The sequence below is a fragment of the Aquamicrobium sp. YD-1-mutant5 genome, from assembly GCF_059509755.1.
In genome coordinates this window covers 25,711-48,063 of record NZ_JCAKKP010000007.1, presented here as the reverse complement: position 1 = coordinate 48,063, position 22,353 = coordinate 25,711, and the positions used below count along the sequence as shown (strand labels likewise).

Sequence of the window (22,353 nt, the reverse complement as noted above, 5' to 3'; positions counted from 1 at the left end):
GCAAACTGGCACCGGCGTGGCAAGTGTGACCGCGCGCGTTTAGCATCCGTTGACATGGAATCACAAGGACGGCGAGCCAAATGGCGACAATCTGCGCACTCGGCCTGATGAGCGGCACCTCGATGGACGGTATCGATCTCGCTCTGCTGCGGACCGATGGCGTCGATATCGTCGAACAGGGTCCCGGTTCTTTCGTGCCTTATGACGCCGCATTCCGCGCGCGCATCGTGGCGGGGCTGGAAGAGGCAAAGCAGATCGGACAGCGGGTGGAGCGGCCGGGCAGCCTTGCAGCGCTTGAGCAGGAGATAACCCGCCGCCATGCCGATGCGGTGGCTGCATTTCTCGCCGGTGCGGCAGGCTCATGGGGAAAGCCCGAACTCATCGGCTTTCACGGGCAGACGGTCCTGCACCGGCCGCAGCAGGCGCTCACCGTTCAGCTCGGCGACGGGCAGATGCTGGCCGACCTGACCGGTCTGCCGGTGGTGTTCGACATGCGCGCCGAAGACATGCGCCATGGCGGGCAGGGCGCGCCGCTGGTGCCGGCCTATCATGCCGCGCTGGCACGTTCGCTGCCGTCCGGGCTTGCGCGGTTCCCGGTGGTGCTGGTCAATATCGGCGGCATTTCTAACATCAGCTATGTGCCGGAACATGGCGAACCGATCGCGTTCGACACGGGGCCGGGCAACGGGCTGATCGACCAGTGGGTGGCGCGAGAGGCGGGCGTGCCTTTCGATGCCGATGGCGCGATCGCCGGCAAGGGCACCACGGTCCGGGAGGTTGTCGCCCGCTATCTGGCAAAACCGTTCTTTGCGCAGGGCGGGCCGAAGTCGCTCGACCGCAGCGATTTCACGCTAGCTGAAGCCGAGGAGCTGAATGTGGCGGACGGGACGCGCACGCTGGCGGCAGTCTCGGCAGCCGCGATCCTGAAATCGGCGGAGCACCTGCCGGAAAAGCCGAAGCTGTGGATCGTCTGCGGCGGCGGTCGCAAGAACCCGCACATCATGCACGACCTGAAGACTGGAGCAAAAGTCGCCGGCTCCGAAGTGATTTCCGCCGAGCAGGCCGGTTTCGACGGCGACGCCACCGAGGCGGAAGCGTGGGCCTATCTGGCGGTGCGGTCGCGGAACGGGTTGCCGCTCACCTTTCCGACCACGACGGGGTGCGAAAAGCCGGTGAGCGGCGGGGTAATGGTAAAGCCGTTACCTTAGGCGCTTGGGGCGCGGATCGGACAGCTCGCCTGCGAGACGGCGGTCGAGATAGTCGGCACACTCTTCGAGAAGCAGCTCGGCGTCATTGGAGAAGAAATGATTGGCGCCCGGCAGGGTCTTCTGCGTGATGGTGATGCCCTTTTGCGTGTGGAGCTTGTCGACCAGTCCCTGAACATCCTTCGGCGGCGCCACCTTGTCGGCGTCGCCGTGGATGATGAGCCCCGACGAGGGGCAGGGTGCGAGGAACGAGAAATCGTAGGTGTTGGGCTGCGGCGCGATGGACATGAAGCCCTCGATTTCCGGGCGGCGCATCAGCAACTGCATGCCGATCCACGCACCGAACGAATAGCCCGCAACCCAGCAGCTCTTGGAATCGGGATGCAGCGACTGAACCCAGTCCAGCGCGGCGGCCGCATCCGACAGTTCGCCCACGCCATGGTCGAATTCGCCCTGGCTGCGGCCGATGCCGCGGAAATTGAACCGCAGCGTGGTGAAGCCGCGCTTCTGGAACATGTAGAAGAGGTCGTAGACGATCTTGTTGTTCATCGTCCCGCCAAACTGCGGGTGCGGGTGAAGGATGATCGCGATGGGCGCGCTCTTTTCCTTCGACGGCTGATAGCGACCTTCCAGCCGACCGGCGGGACCCGTAAATATGACCTCAGGCATTAAGAACTCCGACTGAAAACCAACCGGCGGTGCCAGAACATTTCTTGAACGCTTCCCACAAGATTCGACCTTGACGTAGGGCGATGACCTTCTTAGAAGCTAGATTAGAATTGTTCAAAACTGAGTGGTCAGCCCACCCACGCCGCGAATGCGTAGATAGGACGGCTGGCCTCATGATTTCAAGGAAATAACGCCAGAGCCTGGCGTGAGCCTTCATGCAGGGAGAATTGGGCAGGGAAATGGCTGCTGTTCGCGCCTATCTCGACTACAACGCCAGCGCGCCGCTGCTTGGCCGCGCGCGCGAGGCCGTGGTCGCAGCGCTGGACGTTGCCGCCAATCCTTCGTCGGTCCATCAGGAGGGGCGCAATGCGCGCCGCCTGATCGAGGAGGCCCGCCGTCAGGTCGCGGCGCTGGTCAATGCCGGGACGCAGCATGTCGTCTTCACATCCGGCGCCACTGAGGCTGCCGCCACGCTGCTGACGCCTGAATGGCGCATGGGCAAGGCCGACCTGCGCATGGGGCGGCTATATGTGTGCGCTGCCGACCATCCCTGCCTGCTGAGTGGGGGGCGCTTCCCTGCGGAACAAGTTGAGCGCATCGGTGTCGATGGCGACGGCGTTCTGAAGCTGGATGAACTGGCTGCTGCTCTGGCGGCTCACGACAAGGAAACCGGCCTGGCGCTGGTTGCGGTTCACGCGGCCAACAATGAGACCGGCGTGATCCAGCCGATCGAGGAAATCGCCGCTGTCGTGAGAGCCGCCAGCGGTGTGCTGGTGCTGGATGCCGTGCAGGCGGCAGGGCGTGTTTCGCTCGATATGTCAAAGCCTTGCGCGGATTATCTGATTCTTTCCGCGCATAAGATCGGTGGTCCCAAGGGCGTCGGCGCGATCGTTGCCGCCGCCGATCTGATGATGCCGAAGCCGCTGGTGAGCGGTGGCGGGCAGGAGAAAGGGCATCGCGGCGGCACCGAGAACCTTGCCGGCATCGCCGGTTTTGGCGCTGCCGCCGCCAGCGCGCTGGAAGCCTTGCCGTCCATAAGCCGGATCGCAAGCCTGCGCGACGGCTTCGAGGCTGCCATTCGTGATCTGGTGCCGGATGCGGTTTTCTTCGGCCGTGCTGCGCCGCGTCTGGCCAATACGAGCTTCTTCGCCATTCCCGGCCTGAAGGCCGAGACGGCACAGATCGCTTTCGACCTTGCCGGTGTGGCTTTGTCGGCCGGCTCCGCCTGTTCGTCGGGCAAGGTCGGTCCCAGCCATGTTCTGGCAGCGATGGGAGTCGATGAAATACAGGGTGCGCTGCGCGTGTCGATCGGGCAGGAGACGAGCGCGCAGAACCTTGAACTGTTCCGGTCGGCTCTGGAGGGCATTGCAGCCCGCCGGGCCGGAGGAAGCAGGGCTGCCTGAGGGTGGCCGCGGGCCTTCGGCCCGGTGAAGCGGTGCGGGATGTGCGGGTGTAAATCCGGGCGCTCCGCACTATATGAAACTTACGTCGCCCCCCCGGCGATGCCATAGTTTGAAAACTGTCGGGCCTTGCCCCCGATAAGGATGGAGAACGCCTGTGGCTGCAGTGCAGGAAACGATCGATGCCGTTCGTGAGATCGACGTCGATCAGTACAAATACGGTTTTGAAACCGAAATCGAGACCGACAAGGCCCCCAAGGGCCTAAACGAAGACATCATCCGCTTCATTTCTGCCAAGAAAGATGAGCCGGAATGGATGCTCGAATGGAGGCTTGAGGCTTTTCGCCGCTGGCTGACCATGGACGAGCCGAACTGGGCGCGCGTTTCGTATCCGAAGATCGATTTTCAGGATATCTACTACTACGCCGCGCCGAAGAACCAGTCCGGCCCGAGGTCCCTCGACGAAGTCGATCCGGAACTGCTGCGCACCTATGAAAAGCTGGGTATCCCGCTGCGCGAGCAGGAAATTCTGGCCGGCGTGCAGAAGCCTGCCGCGGAAAACGGTGAAGCGAGCGACAATGTCTACGCTTCCGGTCGCGTCGCCGTGGACGCGGTGTTCGATTCCGTCTCGGTCGTCACCACCTTCAAGGAAGAGCTGGCCAAGGCCGGCGTCATCTTCTGCTCGATCTCGGAAGCGATCCGCGAGCATCCCGAACTGGTCCGGAAATATCTGGCTTCCGTGGTGCCTGTGTCGGACAATTATTATGCGACGCTCAACAGCGCGGTGTTCACCGACGGTTCGTTCGTCTACGTGCCCAGGGGCGTGCGTTGCCCGATGGAACTGTCGACCTACTTCCGCATCAACGAGAAGAATACCGGCCAGTTCGAGCGCACGCTGATCATCGCCGAGGAAGGTGCCTACGTCTCCTATCTGGAAGGCTGCACCGCTCCCCAGCGCGACGAGAACCAGCTTCATGCCGCCGTGGTCGAGCTGATCGCGCTCGATGATGCCGAGATCAAATACTCGACGGTCCAGAACTGGTATCCGGGCGACGTCGAGGGCAAGGGCGGCATCTACAATTTCGTCACCAAGCGTGGCGATTGCCGTGGCGACCGCTCCAAGATCTCGTGGACGCAGGTCGAGACGGGTTCCGCCATCACCTGGAAGTATCCGAGCTGCATTCTGCGCGGCGACGACAGCCAGGGCGAGTTCTACTCGATCGCCGTTTCAAACGGCTATCAGCAGATCGACAGCGGCACCAAGATGATCCATCTGGGCAAGAACACCCGCAGCCGCATCATCTCCAAGGGTATCGCCGCCGGCTTCTCGCAGAACACCTATCGCGGACAGGTTTCGGCTCACCGCAAGGCGACCAACGCCCGTAACTTCACCAATTGCGACTCGCTGCTGATCGGCGACCAGTGCGGCGCGCACACCGTGCCCTACATGGAAGCCAAGAACGCGACCGCCCAGTTCGAGCACGAAGCGACGACGTCGAAGATCTCCGAGGATCAGAAGTTCTACGTCATGCAGCGCGGCATTCCCGAAGAGGAGGCCATCGCGCTCATCGTCAACGGCTTCGTCAAGGATGTCATTCAGGAACTGCCGATGGAATTCGCCGTCGAGGCGCAGAAGCTCATCGGCATCTCGCTCGAAGGTTCGGTCGGCTGACCGCATACAGATATTCAGGAAGAACACATGCTTGAGATCAAGAATCTGCACGCCCGCATCGCCGAGGACGGCACGGAAATCATCCGCGGGCTGAACCTGACCGTCGAGGCCGGCGAGGTCGCCGCCATCATGGGGCCGAACGGCTCCGGCAAGTCGACGCTGTCCTACATCCTCGCCGGACGCGAGGACTACGAGGTGACGGAAGGCGAAATCATCTATAATGGCGAGTCCATCCTTGAGATGGACCCGGCCGAGCGCGCCGCTTCCGGCATTTTCCTGGCTTTCCAGTATCCGATGGAGATACCGGGCGTCGCCACCATGGAGTTTCTCAAGGTGGCGATGAACGAGCAGCGCAAAGCGCGCGGCAAGGAGCCTCTGAAGATTTCCGAGTTCATCGCCCGTGTGAAGGAAGCTGCCGGCTCCCTCAACATGAACATGGATATGCTGAAGCGCCCGCTCAATGTCGGCTTCTCCGGCGGCGAGAAGAAGCGCGCCGAAATCCTTCAGATGAAGCTTTTGCAGCCAAAGCTGTGCGTTCTCGACGAGACCGACTCCGGCCTCGACATCGATGCGCTGAAGATCGTGGCCGACGGCGTGAACTCGCTGCGTTCGCCCGACCGTGCCTTCCTCGTGATCACGCACTATCAGCGCCTGCTTGAGCACATCGTCCCGGATACGGTTCACGTTCTCTACAAGGGACAGGTGATCAAGTCCGGCGACAAGTCGCTGGCTCTGGAACTGGAAGCCAATGGTTATGCCGGCATAATCGGCGAAGCCGCCTGAGGCGGCGCCAAGGTGAGGTGAATGCAATGAATGTACATGCAACCCCCCAGCGCACGCCGGCAGAGACGGCCCTGATCGAGGCTTTCGGCGAGCGACTCGGTCTTCTGCCGGGCGACAGCGAGGTGATGATCCAGCGCGATGGCGCCATTGAGATGATCAAGGCGGGCTTTCCCACCCGCCGCATCGAGAGCTGGCACTACACGGATCTGCGTCGTCTGCTTGGCAAGGTGCCGGAATTCGATGCCACTGCATCGGTCAGGGCACCGGATCCCATTCTGGAAGGCTCCGGACTGGTTACGCTGATCAATGGTGCGATTTCGGGCAAGCCGTCGCTGGCCGAAGGCGTTTCCTTTGCGTCGCTGGCCGAGAAGCTGACAGATGGTTCTGCCGCGGCTGAGCTGAAGACCTACGGCTCGGATGATACGATCGGAGCCATCAACGCGGCGTTTGTCGCAGACGGTGTTTCGCTCGATATCGCTGCCGGAACGGAACTGGAGAAGCCGGTTGAGCTGCAGAACCTGCAGGCCGGTGGCCAGACCCATGTTCGCATGGTGGTCAATGCCGCGGCAGGCTCGCGCGCCGTGATCGTGGAGCGTCAGACGGGCGAGGGTGCCGGACTGGTCAGCACCGTCAGCCAGCTCACCGTCGGCGATGGCGCTGACGTGACATGGCTGATCATTCAGGAGCAGCCGGAAACCGCCCAGCATCTGGCCCAGTTCAAGGCTGAGATCGGCGCTGACGCTAAGCTCACCCTGTTCATCATGAATGCGGGTGGCAAGCTGGTGCGTCAGGAAGTGCATGTGAAGGTGTCGGGCGAAGGCTCGGACTTCCAGCTGCGCGGCGTCAACCTGCTTTCGGGTGACAGCCACACCGACGTGACCATGGTGCTGGATCACGCCGTTCCGCACACCGGCTCGGTCGAGGTGGTGCGCAATGTGGTGACGGGCAAAGCGCATGGCGTGTTTCAGGGCCGCATCAACGTGCATCAGGTTGCGCAGAAGACCGATGCCCGCATGGCCTGCAACACGCTTCTTTTGTCCGACGATGGCGAATTCTCGGCCAAGCCGGAGCTTGAAATCTTCGCCGATGACGTGGCTTGCGGCCACGGCGCTACGGTGACCGAAATTCACGGCGATCATCTGTTCTACCTGATGTCGCGCGGCATTACCGAAAAGTCCGCCCGTGGCCTGCTGGTCAAGGCATTCGTTGCCGAGGTGATCGAGGAGCTGGAAGACGAGCAGATCGTCGAGGCCCTTGAAGCCCGCCTCGATGACTGGTTCGCCACGCACGGCTGAGTGCCGTTTGCGATTCGATGTCCCGGCCTTTTGCCGGGGCGTCGCAACTGCGGTGCAGAGAAGAGATATGGACCAGAAGATCGAAACCGCACCCTATGATGTCGAGGCGATCCGCCGCGATTTCCCCATTCTTGCCCGGCAGGTGCATGGCAAGCCGCTGGTCTATCTCGACAACGGCGCCTCGGCGCAGAAGCCGCGTGCCGTGCTGGACACCATCCGCCACGCTTATGAGCAGGACTACGCGAATGTTCATCGCGGCCTGCATTTCCTCTCCAATGCGTCGACAGATGCCTATGAAAAGGCACGCGAGAGCGTGCGCCACTTCCTGAACGCGCCGTCGACGGACAATATCGTCTTTACCTCGAACTCCACGGCTGCCATCAACACGGTAGCCTATGGTTTCGGCATGCCGAATATCGGCGAAGGCGATGAGATCGTCCTGTCGATCCTCGAACACCATTCCAACATCGTGCCATGGCATTTCATCCGCGAGCGGCAGGGCGCGAAGCTGGTCTGGGTGCCCGTGGATGATCTGGGTGCGCTGCATCTGGAGGATTTCGAGAAAAGCCTGACCGATCGCACGAAGCTGGTTGCCATCACCCATATGTCGAATGCGATGGGCACGGTGACGCCGATCCGCGAGATTTGCCGCATCGCCCATGCGCGCGGCATTCCCGTTCTGGTCGATGGCAGCCAGAGCGCCGTTCACATGCCGGTCGACGTGCAGGATCTCGATTGTGATTTCTTCGTTTTCACCGGCCATAAGGTCTACGGACCGTCCGGAATCGGCGTTCTTTACGGCAAGAAAGAGCGGCTGGAGGCAATGCGCCCCTTCATGGGCGGTGGCGAGATGATCGAGGAGGTGACCGAGGACAGGGTCACCTACAACGCCCCGCCACACCGCTTCGAAGCCGGCACGCCTCCCATCGTGCAGGCGATCGGGCTGGGGGCCGCGCTGGATTATATGGACAGCATCGGCCGCGAGCGCATTGCCGCCCACGAAGCGGATCTGACCGCCTATGCGCATGAGCGGCTTGGCGCCATCAACTCGCTGCGCATTTTCGGCAATGCGCCGGGCAAGGGCGCCATCGTGTCCTTCGAGTTGCAGGGCATCCATGCGCACGATGTGTCGATGGTCATAGACCGTCAGGGCGTTGCAGTGAGGGCAGGCACCCATTGCGCCCAGCCGCTGTTGAAACGCTTCGGCGTCACCTCCACATGCAGGGCATCGTTCGGCATGTACAACACCAGAGCCGAGATCGACGTTTTGGCCGAAGCGCTGGAAAAGGCGCGGAAATTTTTCGGATGACGGATATGGACGACACCACCACACGTGTTGAAACCGACGGGCAGACTGAGCAGGAAGCCGTCGAAACCGGGCCGGTTTCGACCATTCCCGAGGAAGAACTGGCGCGCCTGACCGACGACATCATTTCCGCGCTGAAGACCGTCTACGATCCGGAGATTCCGGCCGATATCTATGAACTCGGTCTCGTCTACCGCATCGACATCGAGGACGACCGCACCGTGAAGATCGACATGACGCTGACCGCCCCGGGCTGTCCGGTGGCCGGCGAGATGCCGGGCTGGGTGCAGAATGCGGTGAGTGCGGTGGAAGGCGTTTCCGGCGTCGAAGTCAACATGACCTTCGATCCGCCATGGACGCCCGACCGCATGTCGGAAGAAGCCCAGATCGCCGTCGGCTGGTACTGAGGACCGACGCCGCACTTGCCTGCTGTCGGGCGGCAGGAGCCGCTCTTGCAGAGCCTTCCAAATTCCCCCATCTTCAGGGGGAGATATGAAATCATTCCGGCAGGCCTTTAACCTGCATGGCATGGAGAAGACTGAGATGGCACGTTTTTCCATCATGAAGCTGACCGACAAGGCGGCGGAGCGGGTGCGCGAAATCATCGGTGCGCGTTATGGCGCGCACGGCATCCGGCTCGGCGTGAAGAAGGGCGGTTGCGCCGGCATGGAGTACACCATCGATCTGGTCACCGAACCTGACCCGAAGGACGACCACGTCGAGCATCAGGGTGCACATGTTTATGTCGCGCCGGAAGCGGCACTGTTTCTGCTCGGTACCGAGATGGATTTCGAGGTCACCACGCTGCGCACGGGCTTTGTGTTCCGCAATCCCAATCAGTCTTCCGCCTGCGGCTGTGGCGAATCGGTGGAACTGAAACCAGCCGACCTGAAGGCGCTGGCCGAGGCCCGGGCGACAGCCGAGGCCTGATTTCCCTCCATGGACAACGGGCGCATCGAAGAGCTTTTCGAAGGGCTTGGTCCCGTCACCATACGCCGCCTGTTTGGAGGCAAGGGCATCTACCATCGCGGCGTCATCATCGCCATCGTCCTGCAAGGCGAACTGATGCTCAAGGCGGATGCCATAAGCGCTCCCGATTTTGTTTCTGCGGGTGCGCGCCAATGGACCTATGCCGGAAAGGGCAGGGAGGTGGCCATGCCCTACTGGACCACTCCCGATGTTGCGTTCGACGATCCGGACGAAATGGCGGCGTGGGCGCGCAAGGCGTATGATGCGGGTTTACGGGCGACAGCTCAGGAAGCCCGGCGGGAAGGCTGAACGGAACCGGATGCGATTCGGGCGGCCGGAAATTTTCTCCGGGTGTTCGTATTCCCGTTAAACCGGTCCGGTATCGTGGACAAAATGGGAACTTTTGTGGAATTCCAAAATAAAACAATTGGTTAATCCCTCTTGCAAAAATGGAACAAAGAGGGTACAAAAATCTGAGCGGTCAGCGAATTGTCCGTCTGTCATTGACGACCAAAAGGTACTGTATCATGGCTCAGAATTCATTGCGGCTTGTAGAGGACAATTCGGTGGACAAATCAAAGGCTCTGGACGCTGCGCTGTCGCAGATCGAGCGGGCTTTCGGCAAGGGCTCGATCATGCGCCTTGGCGCAAACGAGCAGGTGGTCGAGATAGAAACGGTTTCGACCGGTTCTCTCGGTCTCGATATTGCGCTGGGTGTTGGCGGTCTGCCGCGCGGGCGCATCATCGAGGTCTATGGCCCTGAAAGCTCGGGCAAGACGACGCTGGCTCTCCATACGGTTGCGGAAGCGCAGAAGAAGGGCGGCATCTGCGCCTTTGTCGATGCCGAGCACGCGCTGGACCCGGTCTATGCCCGCAAGCTGGGTGTCGACCTTGAAAACCTCCTGATCTCGCAGCCGGACACCGGCGAACAGGCGCTGGAAATCTGCGACACGCTGGTGCGCTCCGGTGCGATCGACGTTCTGGTGGTGGACTCGGTCGCGGCACTGACGCCGCGCGCGGAAATCGAAGGTGAGATGGGCGACTCGCTGCCTGGTCTTCAGGCTCGCCTGATGAGCCAGGCGCTGCGCAAGCTGACGGCTTCGATCTCGCGCTCCAACACCATGGTCATCTTCATCAACCAGATCCGTATGAAGATCGGCGTCATGTTCGGTTCGCCCGAAACGACCACCGGCGGCAATGCGCTCAAGTTCTATGCGTCGGTACGCCTCGATATCCGGCGTATCGGCTCGGTCAAGGATCGCGACGAGGTGGTCGGCAACCAGACCCGCGTCAAGGTGGTCAAGAACAAGCTGGCTCCGCCCTTCAAGGTGATCGAGTTCGATATCATGTATGGCGAGGGTGTGTCCAAGACCGGCGAGCTCATCGACCTCGGCGTTAAGGCCGGTGTGGTTGAAAAATCGGGTGCATGGTTCTCCTATAATTCGCAGCGTCTCGGGCAGGGGCGTGAGAACGCCAAGCAGTTCCTGCGTGACAATCCGGACACGGCGCGGGAGATCGAACTGGCGCTGCGCCAGAATGCCGGGCTGATTGCCGAGAAGTTCCTGGAAGACGGAGGCTTCGAGGCTGAGGCTGGCGAGGGCTGATGCGCTGATCGGCACGGATTGTCCGGCCCCGGCCGAATGAACTTAAAGTGAAAAACGCCGGTCTCGGGTAGATCGGCGTTTTTCGTTGCGGGCAGCATTTTTTGAAAGAGTGCCTCACCGTTGAGCAAGGCCTCAGCGGTGAGGCACCTGAGGTTTCGCCGGCGATCTTTCCTCATTCTGGACAGGGTGCTGGCCGACCGCTAAAAGGCTGTGTTTTCCGCACTGGCGCCGCAGGCGTTTTCCTGAACAAAGGCATCTTTCATGAGTGGTGTTAACGAGATCCGGTCGGCTTTCCTCGACTACTTCCGCAAGGAAGGTCACGAGGTCGTTGCCTCCAGCCCTCTGGTGCCGCGCAACGATCCGACGCTGATGTTCACCAATGCCGGCATGGTTCAGTTCAAGAACGTGTTCACGGGTCTGGAAACGCGCCCCTATAACCGCGCGACCACCTCGCAGAAGTGCGTTCGTGCCGGCGGCAAGCACAATGACCTCGACAATGTCGGCTACACCGCGCGCCATCACACCTTCTTCGAGATGCTCGGCAATTTTTCCTTTGGCGACTATTTCAAGGAACGCGCCATCGAGCTTGCCTGGAACCTGATCACCCGCGAGTTCGGGCTGTCGAAGGACAGGCTGCTGGTCACGGTCTATCACACCGATGATGCATCTGCCGAATTCTGGAGGAAGATCGCAGGTCTTTCCGACGAGAAGATCATCCGCATCCCGACGAGCGACAATTTCTGGGCGATGGGCGATACCGGCCCCTGCGGCCCCTGCTCGGAAATTTTCTACGACCATGGCGACCATATCGCCGGCGGACCTCCCGGCAGTCCGGATGAGGACGGCGACCGCTTCATCGAGATCTGGAACCTCGTCTTCATGCAGTATGAACAGGTGACGAAGGGAGAGCGCATCGAGCTGCCGCGTCCGTCGATCGACACCGGCATGGGGCTTGAGCGTATCGCTGCCGTGCTGCAGGGCGTGCATGACAATTACGACATCGACCTGTTCAGGGCGCTGATCCGCGCCTCCGAGGAGGCCACCGGCGTACCGGCGACCGGGACGAACCGGGCGAGCCATCGCGTCATCGCCGATCACCTGCGCGCTTCCTCCTTCCTCATTGCCGACGGGGTGCTCCCCTCCAATGAAGGGCGCGGCTATGTGCTGCGCCGCATCATGCGCCGCGCCATGCGTCATGCGCAGCTTCTGGGCGCGCGCGATCCGCTGATGTGGCGGCTGGTTCCCGCGCTGGTGCGCGAGATGGGGCAGGCCTATCCCGAGCTGGTGCGCGGCGAGAGCCTGATTTCCGAAACGCTCAAGCTGGAGGAAACCCGCTTCCGCAAGACGCTGGCGCGGGGCATCACCCTCCTCAACGAAGCGACCGAAGGGCTGGACAGCGGAGGCCGGCTGGACGGCGAGACCGCCTTTAAGCTCTATGACACCTATGGTTTCCCGCTCGACCTGACGCAGGACGCGCTGCGCCAGCGCAACATCGCCGTTGATCTGGAAGGCTTCAACGCGGCGATGGAGCGCCAGAAGGCCGAGGCCCGCGCCAACTGGGCCGGTTCCGGCGAAGCGGCGACCGAGACCGTCTGGTTCGGCGTGCGTGAAAAGTCCGGCGCGACCGAATTTCTTGGCTATGACACCGAGCAGGCCGAAGGTATCGTCCAGGCACTCGTGCAGGACGGCAAGGAAGTGGAGAGCGCTTCCGCCGGCGAGAGCGTCGCCGTCGTCGTCAACCAGACGCCGTTTTATGGCGAATCCGGTGGTCAGATGGGCGACACCGGAATTATTTTGGGCGAAGGATTCTCCATCGAGGTGGAAGACACGCAGAAGAAGGGCGACGGCGTTTTTGTCCATCTCGGCAAGGTGGTGAAGGGCACGGTCCGGCTGGGCGCAGCCGCGGAGCTGAAAGTCGATCATGCTCGCCGCAACCGCCTGCGCTCCAACCACTCGGCCACGCACCTCATCCACGAGGCGTTGCGTGAGGTGCTGGGCACGCATGTGGCCCAGAAGGGTTCTCTGGTTGCGCCGGAGCGCCTGCGCTTCGACATTTCCCACAACAAGGCGATTTCGCCGGAGGAGCTTGAAGAGGTCGAGCGCATGGCCAACGAGATCGTGGTCCAGAACGGCCCGGTCACGACACGGCTGATGTCGGTGGACGACGCCCGCGCCGAAGGCGCCATGGCGCTGTTCGGCGAGAAATATGGCGACGAGGTGCGCGTCGTGTCGATGGGCACGGCTTTGCATGGAGAGAAGGCCAACAGGCCCTATTCGATCGAACTGTGCGGCGGCACCCATGTGAAGGCCACCGGCGACATCGGGCTGGTGCGTATCGTTTCCGACAGCCCGGTGGCAGCGGGCGTGCGCCGCATCGAGGCCCTGACCGGGGACGCTGCACGGCAATATCTGGATGAGCAGGAGCGCCGGCTGAAGTCTGCGGCGGCACTGCTGAAAGTTTCGCCCGCCGAGGTTCCCGCGCGCATCGAGGCTCTGGTGGAAGAACGTCGCAAGCTCGAACGCGAGCTGACCGAGGCCCGTCGCAAGCTGGCGCTCGGTGGCGGTTCCGGCGGTGGCGCTGCGTCCGAAGTGAAGGATGTCGCCGGCACGAAGTTCCTCGGCAAGGTGGTCGAGGGCGTTTCGCCGCGTGATCTGAAATCACTCGCGGATGAAGGCAAGAAGTCGGTCGGCTCGGGCGTCGTCGTCTTCGTCGGCGTGGCCGAGGATGGCAAGGCAAGCGTCGTGGTTGCGGTGACCGACGATCTGACTTCGCGCTTCTCGGCTGTCGATCTGGTGCGCGCCGCATCCGCAGCGCTGGGCGGGCAGGGCGGCGGCGGCCGTCCGGACATGGCGCAGGCCGGCGGGCCGGATGGAGCGAAGGCTCAAGCTGCCCTGGAGGCAGTTTCGCAGGCCCTGGAATAGAGCATTTGCAGTCAGACGGAGTCGTCTGACGTCGCATAAGTTCAGCCATGGGAAAACAAACTGGAGCGGCGGAGCTGTGTTCGTCAGAACGCCCGAAGCTCCAGCGACGAAACTCAGGACGGATCGCGTTTCAGATCCGCTGCGAGTGTTTCAGTCCCGATACAAAAAAGGCGGCCTTAGGCCGCCTTTTTCCGTTTCTGAAGACGTTTTTACTCGTCTGCGAAGATCGCCTTCCAGATGGCTGCGCCAATCGCGGCGCCGACGATCGGGGCAAGCCAGAACAGCCACAGCTGTCCGATCGCGCCGGTCTCGGCAAACAGGGCAACGCCCGTCGAGCGGGCAGGGTTGACCGAGGTGTTGGTCACGGGGATCGACACAAGATGGATCAGCGTCAGCGTCAGGCCGATGGCCAGCGGCGCGAAGCCTGCCGCAGCCTTGGCGGTCGTCGTTGCCAGAATGATGAAGATGAAGAAGGCGGTCAGCACCACTTCGATCGTCAGGCCGGCCAGAAGTGAATATTTTCCGGGCGACAGCTCGCCATAGCCGTTGGAAGCAAAGCCACCGGCGGAGAAGCCGGGTTGGCCGGAGGCTATGACATAGAGCACAGCGCCAGCGACGACGCCGCCGACCACCTGCGCGATGATGTAGCCGACCAGATCACCGGCCGGCATGCGGCCGCCGACGACCATGCCGACGGAAACGGCCGGATTGAAGTGACCGCCGGAAAAGCGCCCCACAGCATAGGCCATGGTGACGACCGTCAGGCCGAATGCAAGCGAAACGCCGAGCAGGCCGATGCCGACATCGGGGAATGCGGCGGCAAGAACAGCTGATCCGCATCCGCAAAAGACCAGCCAGAATGTGCCGAAGAATTCGGCTGCGAGTTTCTGAGGCATTTTCTCTCTCCTTGGGAGTTTTGAAGCGCAGAACGGAACATTTCCAAAATCCGGAACTTCAATGGGCGCTGACAAGGTAAAGCTGAGTGCGTCGTCCCCCACATCACAACCCGACCGGGCAATAAACTACCTTGAGTCGTGACAGGGAGAAAGGCCGGTCGTTGCGGACGGTGGGGCAGCACAGGGTCCACCTCTGCCGCAGGCCTGTGTGGGCGGAATTTCCCGGTAATCAAGCATTATCAGGCGCCAAAGAAAAAGAGCGGCTTCCGTTTCCGGAAACCGCTCTTTTGTCATTTGTCAGCCTGCCGGGCGAACCGGGCAGTCGTCAGTGTCGTGGGGATCAGGCCATGGCCTTCTGCAGGTTCTCGTCCACCTTGTCGAGGAAGCCGGTGGTCGACAGCCACGGCTGGTCGGGACCGATGAGCAGCGACAGATCCTTGGTCATGAAGCCGCTCTCGACGGTCTGGATGCACACGCGCTCCAGCGTCTCGGCGAAGCGCTTCAGCTCGGCGTTGTCGTCCAGCTTGGCACGGTGGGCGAGGCCACGCGTCCAGGCGAAGATGGAGGCGATCGAGTTGGTCGAGGTCTGCTCGCCCTTCTGGTGCTGGCGATAATGGCGGGTCACGGTGCCGTGGGCGGCTTCGGCTTCCACGGTCTTGCCGTCCGGCGTCATCAGAACCGAAGTCATCAGGCCGAGCGAACCGAAGCCCTGCGCAACCGTGTCGGACTGCACGTCGCCGTCATAGTTCTTGCACGCCCACACATAGCCGCCGGACCACTTAAGCGAGGAGGCGACCATGTCGTCGATCAGGCGATGTTCGTACCAGATCTTGCGTTCCTTGAACTGCGCCTCGAATTCCTTCTCATAGACTTCCTGGAAGATGTCCTTGAAGCGGCCGTCATAGGCCTTGAGAATGGTGTTCTTGGTCGACAGGTAGACCGGATAGTTGCGCAGCAGGCCGTAGTTCAGCGATGCGCGCGCGAATTCGCGGATCGATTCGTCGAGGTTGTACATGGCCATGGCGACGCCGGAGCCGGGCGCGTCGAACACTTCGTGCTCGATGGTCTGGCCGTCTTCACCCACGAACTTGATGGTCAGCTTGCCCTTGCCGGGGAAGCGGAAATCGGTGGCGCGGTACTGGTCGCCGAAGGCATGGCGGCCGACGACGATGGGTTGCGTCCAGCCGGGCACCAGGCGCGGCACGTTCTTCATGATGATCGGCTCGCGGAAGATGGTGCCGCCGAGGATGTTGCGGATGGTGCCGTTGGGTGACTTCCACATCTTCTTGAGGTGGAATTCCTCGACGCGGGCTTCGTCCGGGGTGATGGTGGCGCACTTGACGCCGACGCCGTGCTTCTTGATCGCGTTGGCGGCGTCGATGGTCACCTGATCGTCGGTGGCGTCGCGATGCTCGATTCCGAGATCGTAATATTCGAGATCGAGGTCGAGATAGGGGTGAATCAGCTTGTCTTTGATGAACTGCCAGATGATGCGGGTCATCTCGTCGCCGTCGAGTTCGACGACCGGGTTCGCCACCTTGATCTTCGCCATGAAAACTGCCTCGTCTTGGAAAGGGCCTTGCCGGAAGGGTAGGCCGTTTGGGATGCGCCCCTATACCAAAGCAAGCGAAGGTGCGCAAACGGACACGGCGTTCCAAACAGGCCTTCTGATGAGGGCACGCTATCCGCGTTTTAAGAGTTGAGAAGAAACCGGCCGCCGGTGAGCGCCCGGACCACGGCTTCCAGAATGTCCTGCTTGCTGAGCCCGGCAGTGTCGATCCGGTGGTTGTCCAGCCGGTCCAGTTGCGAGAACTGGCTGTGCAGGTCGCTGATCGGGATCGGGTCTGCCAGCGTTTCGCCGCCGCGCAACTGACAGCGCCTTATCGCCTCGTCGAGGTCGGGGCGCAGCACGATGTAATGGAGAGGACGGCTGACGGCGCTGAATGCAGGCAGGAACCATGGGCCTATGATGCCGTCGATCACCACGAAATAGCTGCCTTCCGCATAGCGTTGGGCTGCCGCGCAAAGCGCGCTCATCACAACCTGGTTTTGCCGGCGTGATTCCGGCAGGTATGGCGGGATGGCTCCGTTTCGTATGAAGTGCCAGAAATCGTCGGCATGGATATGCACCGCCGGCTGGCCGCAGCTTTCGACGAGGCTGCGCGCTGTCGTCGTCTTTCCCGCGCCGGGCGTGCCGGTGACGATGAGGATCTGTCCCGAAAGGTCGATCATGGGGTGATGATCGACCTGTATCGGCAAGAGGTCAAGCGCTCCGGGGAAGTGGCCTGTCCTCTCCTGACTGGCCATGTGGGAGCTTCAATTTCGCACCCGGATGTGTCAGGGACAGCAAAAAGCCGCAAAGCGAAATGCATTGAAGCCCATGCCATCTCAAGAACAGCCTTCAAATTCCCCCGTCGCCGGTCCGGTCATCATCCTTGTCGAGCCGCAGCTCGGCGAGAATATCGGCATGGTGGCGCGCGCCATGGCCAATTTCGGGCTGAGCGAGCTGCGGCTGGTCAATCCGCGTGACGGCTGGCCGAGCGATAAGGCGCGGGCGGCGGCAAGCAAGGCTGACCACGTCATCGATGCGGTGCGCGTGTTCGACGATCTGCCGTCCGCAATCGCGGACCTGAATTTCATCTTCGCCACCACGGCCCGCGAGCGCGACGGCTTCAAGCCCGTGCGCGGCCCGGTCGAGGCGGGCAGGGCGCTGCGGACGCGGTGCGTAGCCGGACAGCGAACCGGTATATTTTTCGGGCGCGAGCGCTTCGGTCTCAACAATGACGAGGTGGGCCTTGCTGATGAGATCGTGACCTTTCCGGTCGACCCGGGCTTTGCCTCGCTCAACATCGCGCAGGCGGTGCTGCTGATGTCCTATGAATGGATGAAGTCCGGCTTCGAAGACGAAACCCGCACCAATTTCCGCGGTCCGGACATGGAGCCGGCCACCAAGGACGAGCTGCTGGGGCTGTTCGGCCATCTGGAAGAGGCGCTGGAGGCGCGCGGTTATTTCCGGCCACCGGAGAAAAAGGCGAAGATGGTGGACAATCTGCGCTCCGTCCTCACGCGGGCCGGCTTTGCGGGTGCGGAACTGCGCGTGCTGCGCGGCGTCATCACCTCGCTGGATCGCTTTACCCGCAATTCGCCGCGCGGGGCCGCCTACACCCGCCCGTCATCCGGCCATGCCGCGTCGCCCGGGCAAAACCGGCCAGGCGAAGAGGAGGACACAGGCCGTGACTGAGCAGCCGATCCTGATGTTCGATTCCGGCGTTGGCGGCCTCACCGTGCTGCGCGAGGCGCGGGTGCTGATGCCGGATCGCCGGTTCATCTACGTGGCCGACGATGCGGGCTTTCCCTATGGCGCATGGGAAGAGCCGGCGCTGCGGGCGCATATTCTGGACCTGTTCGCTTCCCTGCTCGATCGCTACCAGCCCGAAATCTCGGTCATCGCCTGCAATACCGCCTCGACGCTGGTGATCGACGATCTGCGCCGGCGCTTTCCGGGGCATCCTTTCGTCGGCACCGTTCCGGCAATCAAGCCTGCCGCCGAGCGCACCCGTTCCGGGCTGGTGTCGGTGCTGGCGACGCCCGGAACGGTGAAGCGGCAATATACGCGCGACCTCATCCATCAATGGGCCACGAAATGCCATGTGCGGCTGGTCGGGTCGGAGCGGTTGGCCTCGCTTTCCGAAATCTACATGCGCGATGGCTTCGTGGATGAGGAGCAGGTGAGGGCGGAGATTTCTCCGTGTTTCGTGGAGCAGGACGGAAAGCGCACCGACATCGTCGTGCTTGCCTGCACGCACTATCCGTTTCTGGCGAACCGCATGCGCAAGACTGCACCCTGGCCGGTTGACTGGCTCGATCCGGCGGAAGCGATCGCAAGGCGCGCGCTTTCCCTGCTGGAGAGCGACGGGCGTTCGCAGCAGGATGCGGCTGTCGCGGAGCCGGATATCGCCGTGTTCACTTCCGGAAAGCCAGACTTCGCCACGCGGCGGCTGATGCAGGGTTTTGGCCTCACCGTTCCGGTTTGATGGAACATGCGGTGCGGACGGTCGTTTTCTCCTGATAAGGAGAACGCCATCATGCCTGCAAAATCGAAAGCCCAGCAGAAGGCAGCCGGCGCTGCCCTGTCTGCCAAGCGCGGTGAAACGCCGAAGAGCAAGCTCATCGGTGCTTCAAAGGAAATGTACGAATCAATGAGCGAAAAAGAGCTCGAGGAATTCGCCGAAACAAAGCACAAGGGCCTGCCGGAGCACAAAAAGAGCGGGTGAGGGCTCTATGGCCCCCACCCGGAGGCGTCAGCCGGCCTGCGTCAGCACCGGCACTGCGTTCCTGGTGAACCATTCCTCGAAGGACTGAGGTTCGCGTCCGGTCAGCGCCCTGAACTCCGCGTCGGAGCCGGCAAGGTTTCCGGCCGCTGCCGCGGCGTCGAACGAGGCGAACACGCGGGCCACTGGCTCGGGCAGTCCGGCACCGGTCATGCCTCTGACCAGATCGTCGACCGAAACCTGCACGACTTCGAGCGGCTTGCCGGTAGCCTTGCGGGTGAGTTCTGCCACCTCGTCAACAGTCCACGGCTTCGCGCCATAGAGGCTGAGCGTGCGCTTGCCGGAAAAGTCGGCGGCGAGTGCGGTGGCGGCCGCCAGCGCGAGATCGTCGCGCGCAATGTAGGACGTGCCGCCATTGCCGGCAGCGGTGAACCATTTGCCGGTCTCCAGAGCATGGGGAAGGGCATGCAGAACGTTTTCCGAGTACCAGCTGTTGCGCAGCAGCGTGTGGCCGGCAATCGCGCTTGTCTTGATCGCGGCTTCAGTGCCGGCGTGGTCGGGGGCGAAGGAGACGGCCGAGGTTTCTGCATCCGGCAGGGATGTATAGACGATGTGCTGAACGCCCGCCTTGTCGGCGGCCTCGATAGCGGCATTGTGCTGGCGCAGGCGCTTGCCCGGCTCGTCAAGGGCGTCGGTGCTGATGAGAACCAGTCGCTTCACGCCGGAAAATGCGGCTGAGAGCGTGGCGGGATCGTCGTAGTCAGCCTTGCGGACGGTGACGCCGCGCGAGGCCCATTCGCCGAGGTCCTCGGGCTTGCGGCTGGTGGCGACAATCCGCGCTGCCGGAACCCCCAGCGTACCGATGAGATGATTGAGCACTGCACGGCCCAGATGGCCGGAAGCGCCGGTGACGAGAAGGTCTGCGGTCTGTGTCATGATGGTCTCCTGCGTTTTTGCCATACAAAGGCACGTTGCATAATCTGGTTACTGACAGTAACTATATAGCCGGGTGCGATGGTGTTTGTAAGAACGCATGATTTCGTGCTCAGGTTACATGAAGGGAACCGCCATGAATGCTATCCTTGGAACGGCTGTTGCGGGCAGACCCGAAAATGAGGCACCCGCCCCCTTGCTGCAAGCTTCGCCGGGCTTTGCCGAAGACGGTAAGGGTGGTTGCCCCATCCGTGACGTTCTCGACCGGGTGGGCGACACGTGGAGCCTGCTCGTCATCATCAGCCTTCAGCCGGCGCCGATGCGGTTCAATGCGTTGCGGCGTTCGATCGAAGGCATATCGCAGCGCATGCTGACCGTGACGTTGCGTTCGCTGGAGCGCGACGGGCTGGTCAGCCGCACCGTGCGGCCGACCACGCCGCCCGAAGTCGAATATGCCCTGACGGCGCTCGGCCGTTCCATCGCCGTGCCCATTGGTGCGCTGGGGGACTGGGCGGCGCAGAACAGGGGGCAACTGGCGGCTGCCCGCGCGGCCTTCGATGCAGCCGCAGACGGCGCCGGCGCTTGACACCGGGGCCCGATCCCTCTAGTGGAAACCGCGAAGCACCGGGCCGCAAGCCCGGTTGTTTCATTTGACGTGTCCCGTGGATCGTCCGTCGCTTTGCGCGGCCGATCCTGTCAGGTCTCGAAAACGGAGGCCAGAGGAGGGCGCGTTTCCTTACCCGCAGCCATGGGGCCGTGGGTGATTTTTTGAAAGGGAATGCGATGAGCAAGCGCGAATCCGCGAAATACAAGATTGACCGCCGTCTTGGCGAAAACATCTGGGGTCGTCCGAAGTCTCCGGTCAACAAGCGTGAATACGGCCCCGGCCAGCATGGCCAGCGCCGCAAGGGCAAGCTGTCGGACTTCGGTCTGCAGCTGCGCGCCAAGCAGAAGCTGAAGGGTCACTATGGTGACATCTCCGAGAAGCAGTTCCGCAAGACTTATGAGGAAGCTGCACGTCGCCGTGGCGATACTCCGGAGAACCTGATCGGCCTGCTCGAATCGCGCCTCGACGCCATCGTCTACCGCGCCAAGTTCGTTCCGACGATCTTCGCTGCCCGTCAGTTCGTCAACCACGGCCACGTCAACGTCAACGGCCAGCGCGTGAACATCGGTTCCTACCGCTGCAAGCCGGGCGACGTCATCGAGGTGCGTGAGAAGTCGAAGCAGCTCACCATCGTTCTGGAAGCCGTGTCGCTCGCCGAGCGCGACGTGCCGGACTACATCGAAGTCGACCACAACAAGATGGTCGCCACCTATGCCCGCGTTCCGGGCCTGTCGGATGTGCCTTTCGCCGTCCAGATGGAGCCGAACCTGGTCGTCGAATTCTATTCGCGCTGATCATACTGCATTTTTTGCACTGGAAAGGCCGCCTTCGGGGCGGCCTTTTCTTTTCCGGGAAATCGCGGCATCGAAACGGAAAAACCCGATTTCACTATTCGCTCCGATGCTCTATTGCGGGCGTTTACAGGAAAGATTGAAGGCACGCTCGTCATGGATATGCCGATGCTTACCGAGGATGCTGCACCAGAAGCCAACGCCGATGGTTGCCACCAGATGTTCAGAGCCGCTCCCGGCGGAGTTGAGTTCAACAAGCTGCGCAAGCGTCTTCTGCGGCTGACGCGGCAGGCCATCGAGGATTATGCCATGGTCAGGCCGGGAGAGCGCTGGCTGGTGGCGCTTTCCGGCGGCAAGGATTCTTACGGGCTTCTGGCACTGCTGCTCGACCTGAAATGGCGTGGTCTGTTGCCCGTCGATCTTCTCGCCTGCAATCTCGACCAGGGCCAGCCGGATTTCCCGAAGCATATATTGCCGGATTATCTCGATGCCAACGGCATCGCGCATCGCATCGAGTATCAGGACACCTATTCGATCGTGACCGACAAGCTGCCGGAGTCGAGCACCTATTGCTCGCTGTGCTCACGGCTGCGGCGCGGCCATCTTTATCGCATCGCGCGTGAAGAAGGCTGCTCGGCGCTGGTGCTCGGCCATCACCGCGAGGACATTCTCGAAACCTTCTTCATGAACCTCTTCCACGGCGGGCGCCTTGCCGCCATGCCGCCCAAGCTCGTTAATGACGAAGGGGATGTGATGGTGCTGCGGCCGCTGAGCCTTTGTGCCGAGGCGGATCTGGCGAAGTTCGCCACCGCCATGCGCTTTCCGATCATCCCCTGCAATCTGTGCGGCAGTCAGGACGGGCTTCAGCGCAACCTGATGAAGGCGATGCTGGACGACATTGAAAAGAAGATGCCCGGCCGCAAGGACACCATGATCCGGGCCCTGGCCAATGTGCGGCCTTCGCATCTGCTCGACCGCAACCTGTTCGATTTCGTGGGGCTGAACCTTGGCGGCGCAGCCCCGCATTGAC

22 protein-coding genes are annotated in these 22,353 nt (G+C 62.0%); 17 read left to right on the top strand and 5 right to left on the bottom strand.

Annotation, left to right across the window (positions count from 1 at the left end):
- Positions 1 to 80 precede the first annotated feature (80 nt).
- Positions 81 to 1,208, top strand: coding sequence for an anhydro-N-acetylmuramic acid kinase (locus AC5XE7_RS12180; RefSeq protein ID WP_495366233.1), 1,128 nt, complete (start codon positions 81 to 83; stop codon positions 1,206 to 1,208).
- Here AC5XE7_RS12180 and AC5XE7_RS12175 read toward each other — a convergent pair.
- Entirely contained in the window at positions 1,200 to 1,874 is a 675-nt protein-coding gene (locus AC5XE7_RS12175) for an alpha/beta hydrolase (protein WP_183829067.1), read from the bottom strand. The genes AC5XE7_RS12180 and AC5XE7_RS12175 overlap by 9 nt on opposite strands.
- A 239-nt stretch (positions 1,875 to 2,113) precedes the next feature.
- On the opposite strand from AC5XE7_RS12175, the gene AC5XE7_RS12170 reads away from it, so the two are divergent.
- From AC5XE7_RS12170 to alaS, 10 genes are all read left to right on the top strand, one after another.
- On the top strand, positions 2,114 to 3,277 hold the full coding sequence (locus AC5XE7_RS12170) for a cysteine desulfurase family protein (RefSeq protein WP_495366232.1): 1,164 nt from the start codon (positions 2,114 to 2,116) through the stop codon (positions 3,275 to 3,277).
- A 154-nt stretch (positions 3,278 to 3,431) separates the two neighbouring features.
- Complete coding sequence (gene sufB, locus AC5XE7_RS12165) at positions 3,432 to 4,946, top strand: Fe-S cluster assembly protein SufB (RefSeq protein ID WP_495366231.1); 1,515 nt, start codon at positions 3,432 to 3,434, stop codon at positions 4,944 to 4,946.
- Between the two features lie 27 nt (positions 4,947 to 4,973).
- Complete coding sequence (gene sufC, locus AC5XE7_RS12160) at positions 4,974 to 5,729, top strand: Fe-S cluster assembly ATPase SufC (RefSeq protein WP_495366230.1); 756 nt, start codon at positions 4,974 to 4,976, stop codon at positions 5,727 to 5,729.
- Positions 5,730 to 5,755: 26 nt separating this feature from the next.
- Positions 5,756 to 7,024, top strand: a complete 1,269-nt coding sequence (gene sufD / locus AC5XE7_RS12155) for a Fe-S cluster assembly protein SufD (RefSeq protein ID WP_495366229.1) — start codon at positions 5,756 to 5,758, stop codon at positions 7,022 to 7,024.
- Positions 7,025 to 7,091: 67 nt separating this feature from the next.
- The gene (locus AC5XE7_RS12150) at positions 7,092 to 8,333 is read left to right on the top strand and encodes a cysteine desulfurase (protein WP_495366228.1); all 1,242 of its coding nucleotides are present in this window, start codon (positions 7,092 to 7,094) and stop codon (positions 8,331 to 8,333) included.
- Positions 8,330 to 8,737: an SUF system Fe-S cluster assembly protein gene (locus tag AC5XE7_RS12145; protein ID WP_495366227.1), complete on the top strand. Its 408-nt coding sequence runs from the start codon at positions 8,330 to 8,332 to the stop codon at positions 8,735 to 8,737. Before AC5XE7_RS12150 ends, AC5XE7_RS12145 begins: the two co-directional genes overlap by 4 nt.
- Before the next feature lie 136 nt (positions 8,738 to 8,873).
- Positions 8,874 to 9,260 carry a Fe-S cluster assembly scaffold SufA gene (gene sufA, locus AC5XE7_RS12140; protein WP_495366226.1) on the top strand — a complete coding sequence of 129 codons (387 nt, stop codon included), beginning with the start codon at positions 8,874 to 8,876 and terminating at the stop codon, positions 9,258 to 9,260.
- Between the two features lie 9 nt (positions 9,261 to 9,269).
- Positions 9,270 to 9,608: a TfoX/Sxy family protein gene (locus AC5XE7_RS12135; RefSeq protein ID WP_495366225.1), complete on the top strand. Its 339-nt coding sequence runs from the start codon at positions 9,270 to 9,272 to the stop codon at positions 9,606 to 9,608.
- A gap of 218 nt (positions 9,609 to 9,826) precedes the next feature.
- Entirely contained in the window at positions 9,827 to 10,903 is a 1,077-nt protein-coding gene (recA, locus tag AC5XE7_RS12130; protein WP_183829090.1) for a recombinase RecA, read from the top strand.
- Positions 10,904 to 11,164: 261 nt separating this feature from the next.
- On the top strand, positions 11,165 to 13,825 hold the full coding sequence (gene alaS / locus AC5XE7_RS12125; protein WP_495366224.1) for an alanine--tRNA ligase: 2,661 nt from the start codon (positions 11,165 to 11,167) through the stop codon (positions 13,823 to 13,825).
- A gap of 209 nt (positions 13,826 to 14,034) precedes the next feature.
- On the opposite strand, the gene aqpZ is transcribed toward alaS, so the two are convergent.
- From aqpZ to AC5XE7_RS12110, 3 genes are all read right to left on the bottom strand, one after another.
- On the bottom strand, positions 14,035 to 14,721 hold the full coding sequence (aqpZ, locus tag AC5XE7_RS12120) for an aquaporin Z (protein WP_183829095.1): 687 nt from the start codon (positions 14,719 to 14,721) through the stop codon (positions 14,035 to 14,037).
- Between the two features lie 340 nt (positions 14,722 to 15,061).
- Positions 15,062 to 16,273 carry an NADP-dependent isocitrate dehydrogenase gene (locus tag AC5XE7_RS12115; protein WP_183829096.1) on the bottom strand — a complete coding sequence of 404 codons (1,212 nt, stop codon included), beginning with the start codon at positions 16,271 to 16,273 and terminating at the stop codon, positions 15,062 to 15,064.
- A 140-nt stretch (positions 16,274 to 16,413) separates the two neighbouring features.
- A complete protein-coding gene (locus tag AC5XE7_RS12110; protein ID WP_495366298.1) occupies positions 16,414 to 16,950 on the bottom strand; it encodes an AAA family ATPase in 537 nt (178 codons plus the stop codon).
- Between the two features lie 151 nt (positions 16,951 to 17,101).
- Here AC5XE7_RS12110 and AC5XE7_RS12105 point away from each other — a divergent pair, with 151 nt between their 5' ends.
- From AC5XE7_RS12105 to AC5XE7_RS12095, 3 genes are read left to right on the top strand one after another with little or no spacing between them, the layout of a single operon-like run.
- Positions 17,102 to 17,962 carry an RNA methyltransferase gene (locus AC5XE7_RS12105; RefSeq protein ID WP_495366223.1) on the top strand — a complete coding sequence of 287 codons (861 nt, stop codon included), beginning with the start codon at positions 17,102 to 17,104 and terminating at the stop codon, positions 17,960 to 17,962.
- A complete protein-coding gene (gene murI, locus AC5XE7_RS12100) occupies positions 17,955 to 18,755 on the top strand; it encodes a glutamate racemase (protein WP_495366222.1) in 801 nt (266 codons plus the stop codon). Before AC5XE7_RS12105 ends, murI begins: the two co-directional genes overlap by 8 nt.
- A 51-nt stretch (positions 18,756 to 18,806) precedes the next feature.
- On the top strand, positions 18,807 to 18,995 hold the full coding sequence (locus AC5XE7_RS12095; RefSeq protein ID WP_183829105.1) for a DUF3008 family protein: 189 nt from the start codon (positions 18,807 to 18,809) through the stop codon (positions 18,993 to 18,995).
- Positions 18,996 to 19,022: 27 nt separating this feature from the next.
- Here the strand turns inward: AC5XE7_RS12095 and AC5XE7_RS12090 are convergent, their stop codons facing one another.
- Positions 19,023 to 19,928, bottom strand: a complete 906-nt coding sequence (locus AC5XE7_RS12090; protein WP_495366221.1) for an SDR family oxidoreductase — start codon at positions 19,926 to 19,928, stop codon at positions 19,023 to 19,025.
- 133 nt (positions 19,929 to 20,061) lie between these two features.
- On the opposite strand from AC5XE7_RS12090, the gene AC5XE7_RS12085 reads away from it, so the two are divergent.
- From AC5XE7_RS12085 to ttcA, 3 genes are all read left to right on the top strand, one after another.
- Positions 20,062 to 20,511, top strand: coding sequence for a winged helix-turn-helix transcriptional regulator (locus AC5XE7_RS12085; RefSeq protein ID WP_495366220.1), 450 nt, complete (start codon positions 20,062 to 20,064; stop codon positions 20,509 to 20,511).
- Between the two features lie 197 nt (positions 20,512 to 20,708).
- The gene (rpsD, locus tag AC5XE7_RS12080) at positions 20,709 to 21,326 is read left to right on the top strand and encodes a 30S ribosomal protein S4 (protein WP_495366219.1); all 618 of its coding nucleotides are present in this window, start codon (positions 20,709 to 20,711) and stop codon (positions 21,324 to 21,326) included.
- 159 nt (positions 21,327 to 21,485) lie between these two features.
- Positions 21,486 to 22,352 carry a tRNA 2-thiocytidine(32) synthetase TtcA gene (ttcA, locus tag AC5XE7_RS12075; protein WP_495366297.1) on the top strand — a complete coding sequence of 289 codons (867 nt, stop codon included), beginning with the start codon at positions 21,486 to 21,488 and terminating at the stop codon, positions 22,350 to 22,352.
- The last annotated feature ends 1 nt before the right edge of the window (position 22,353 follow it).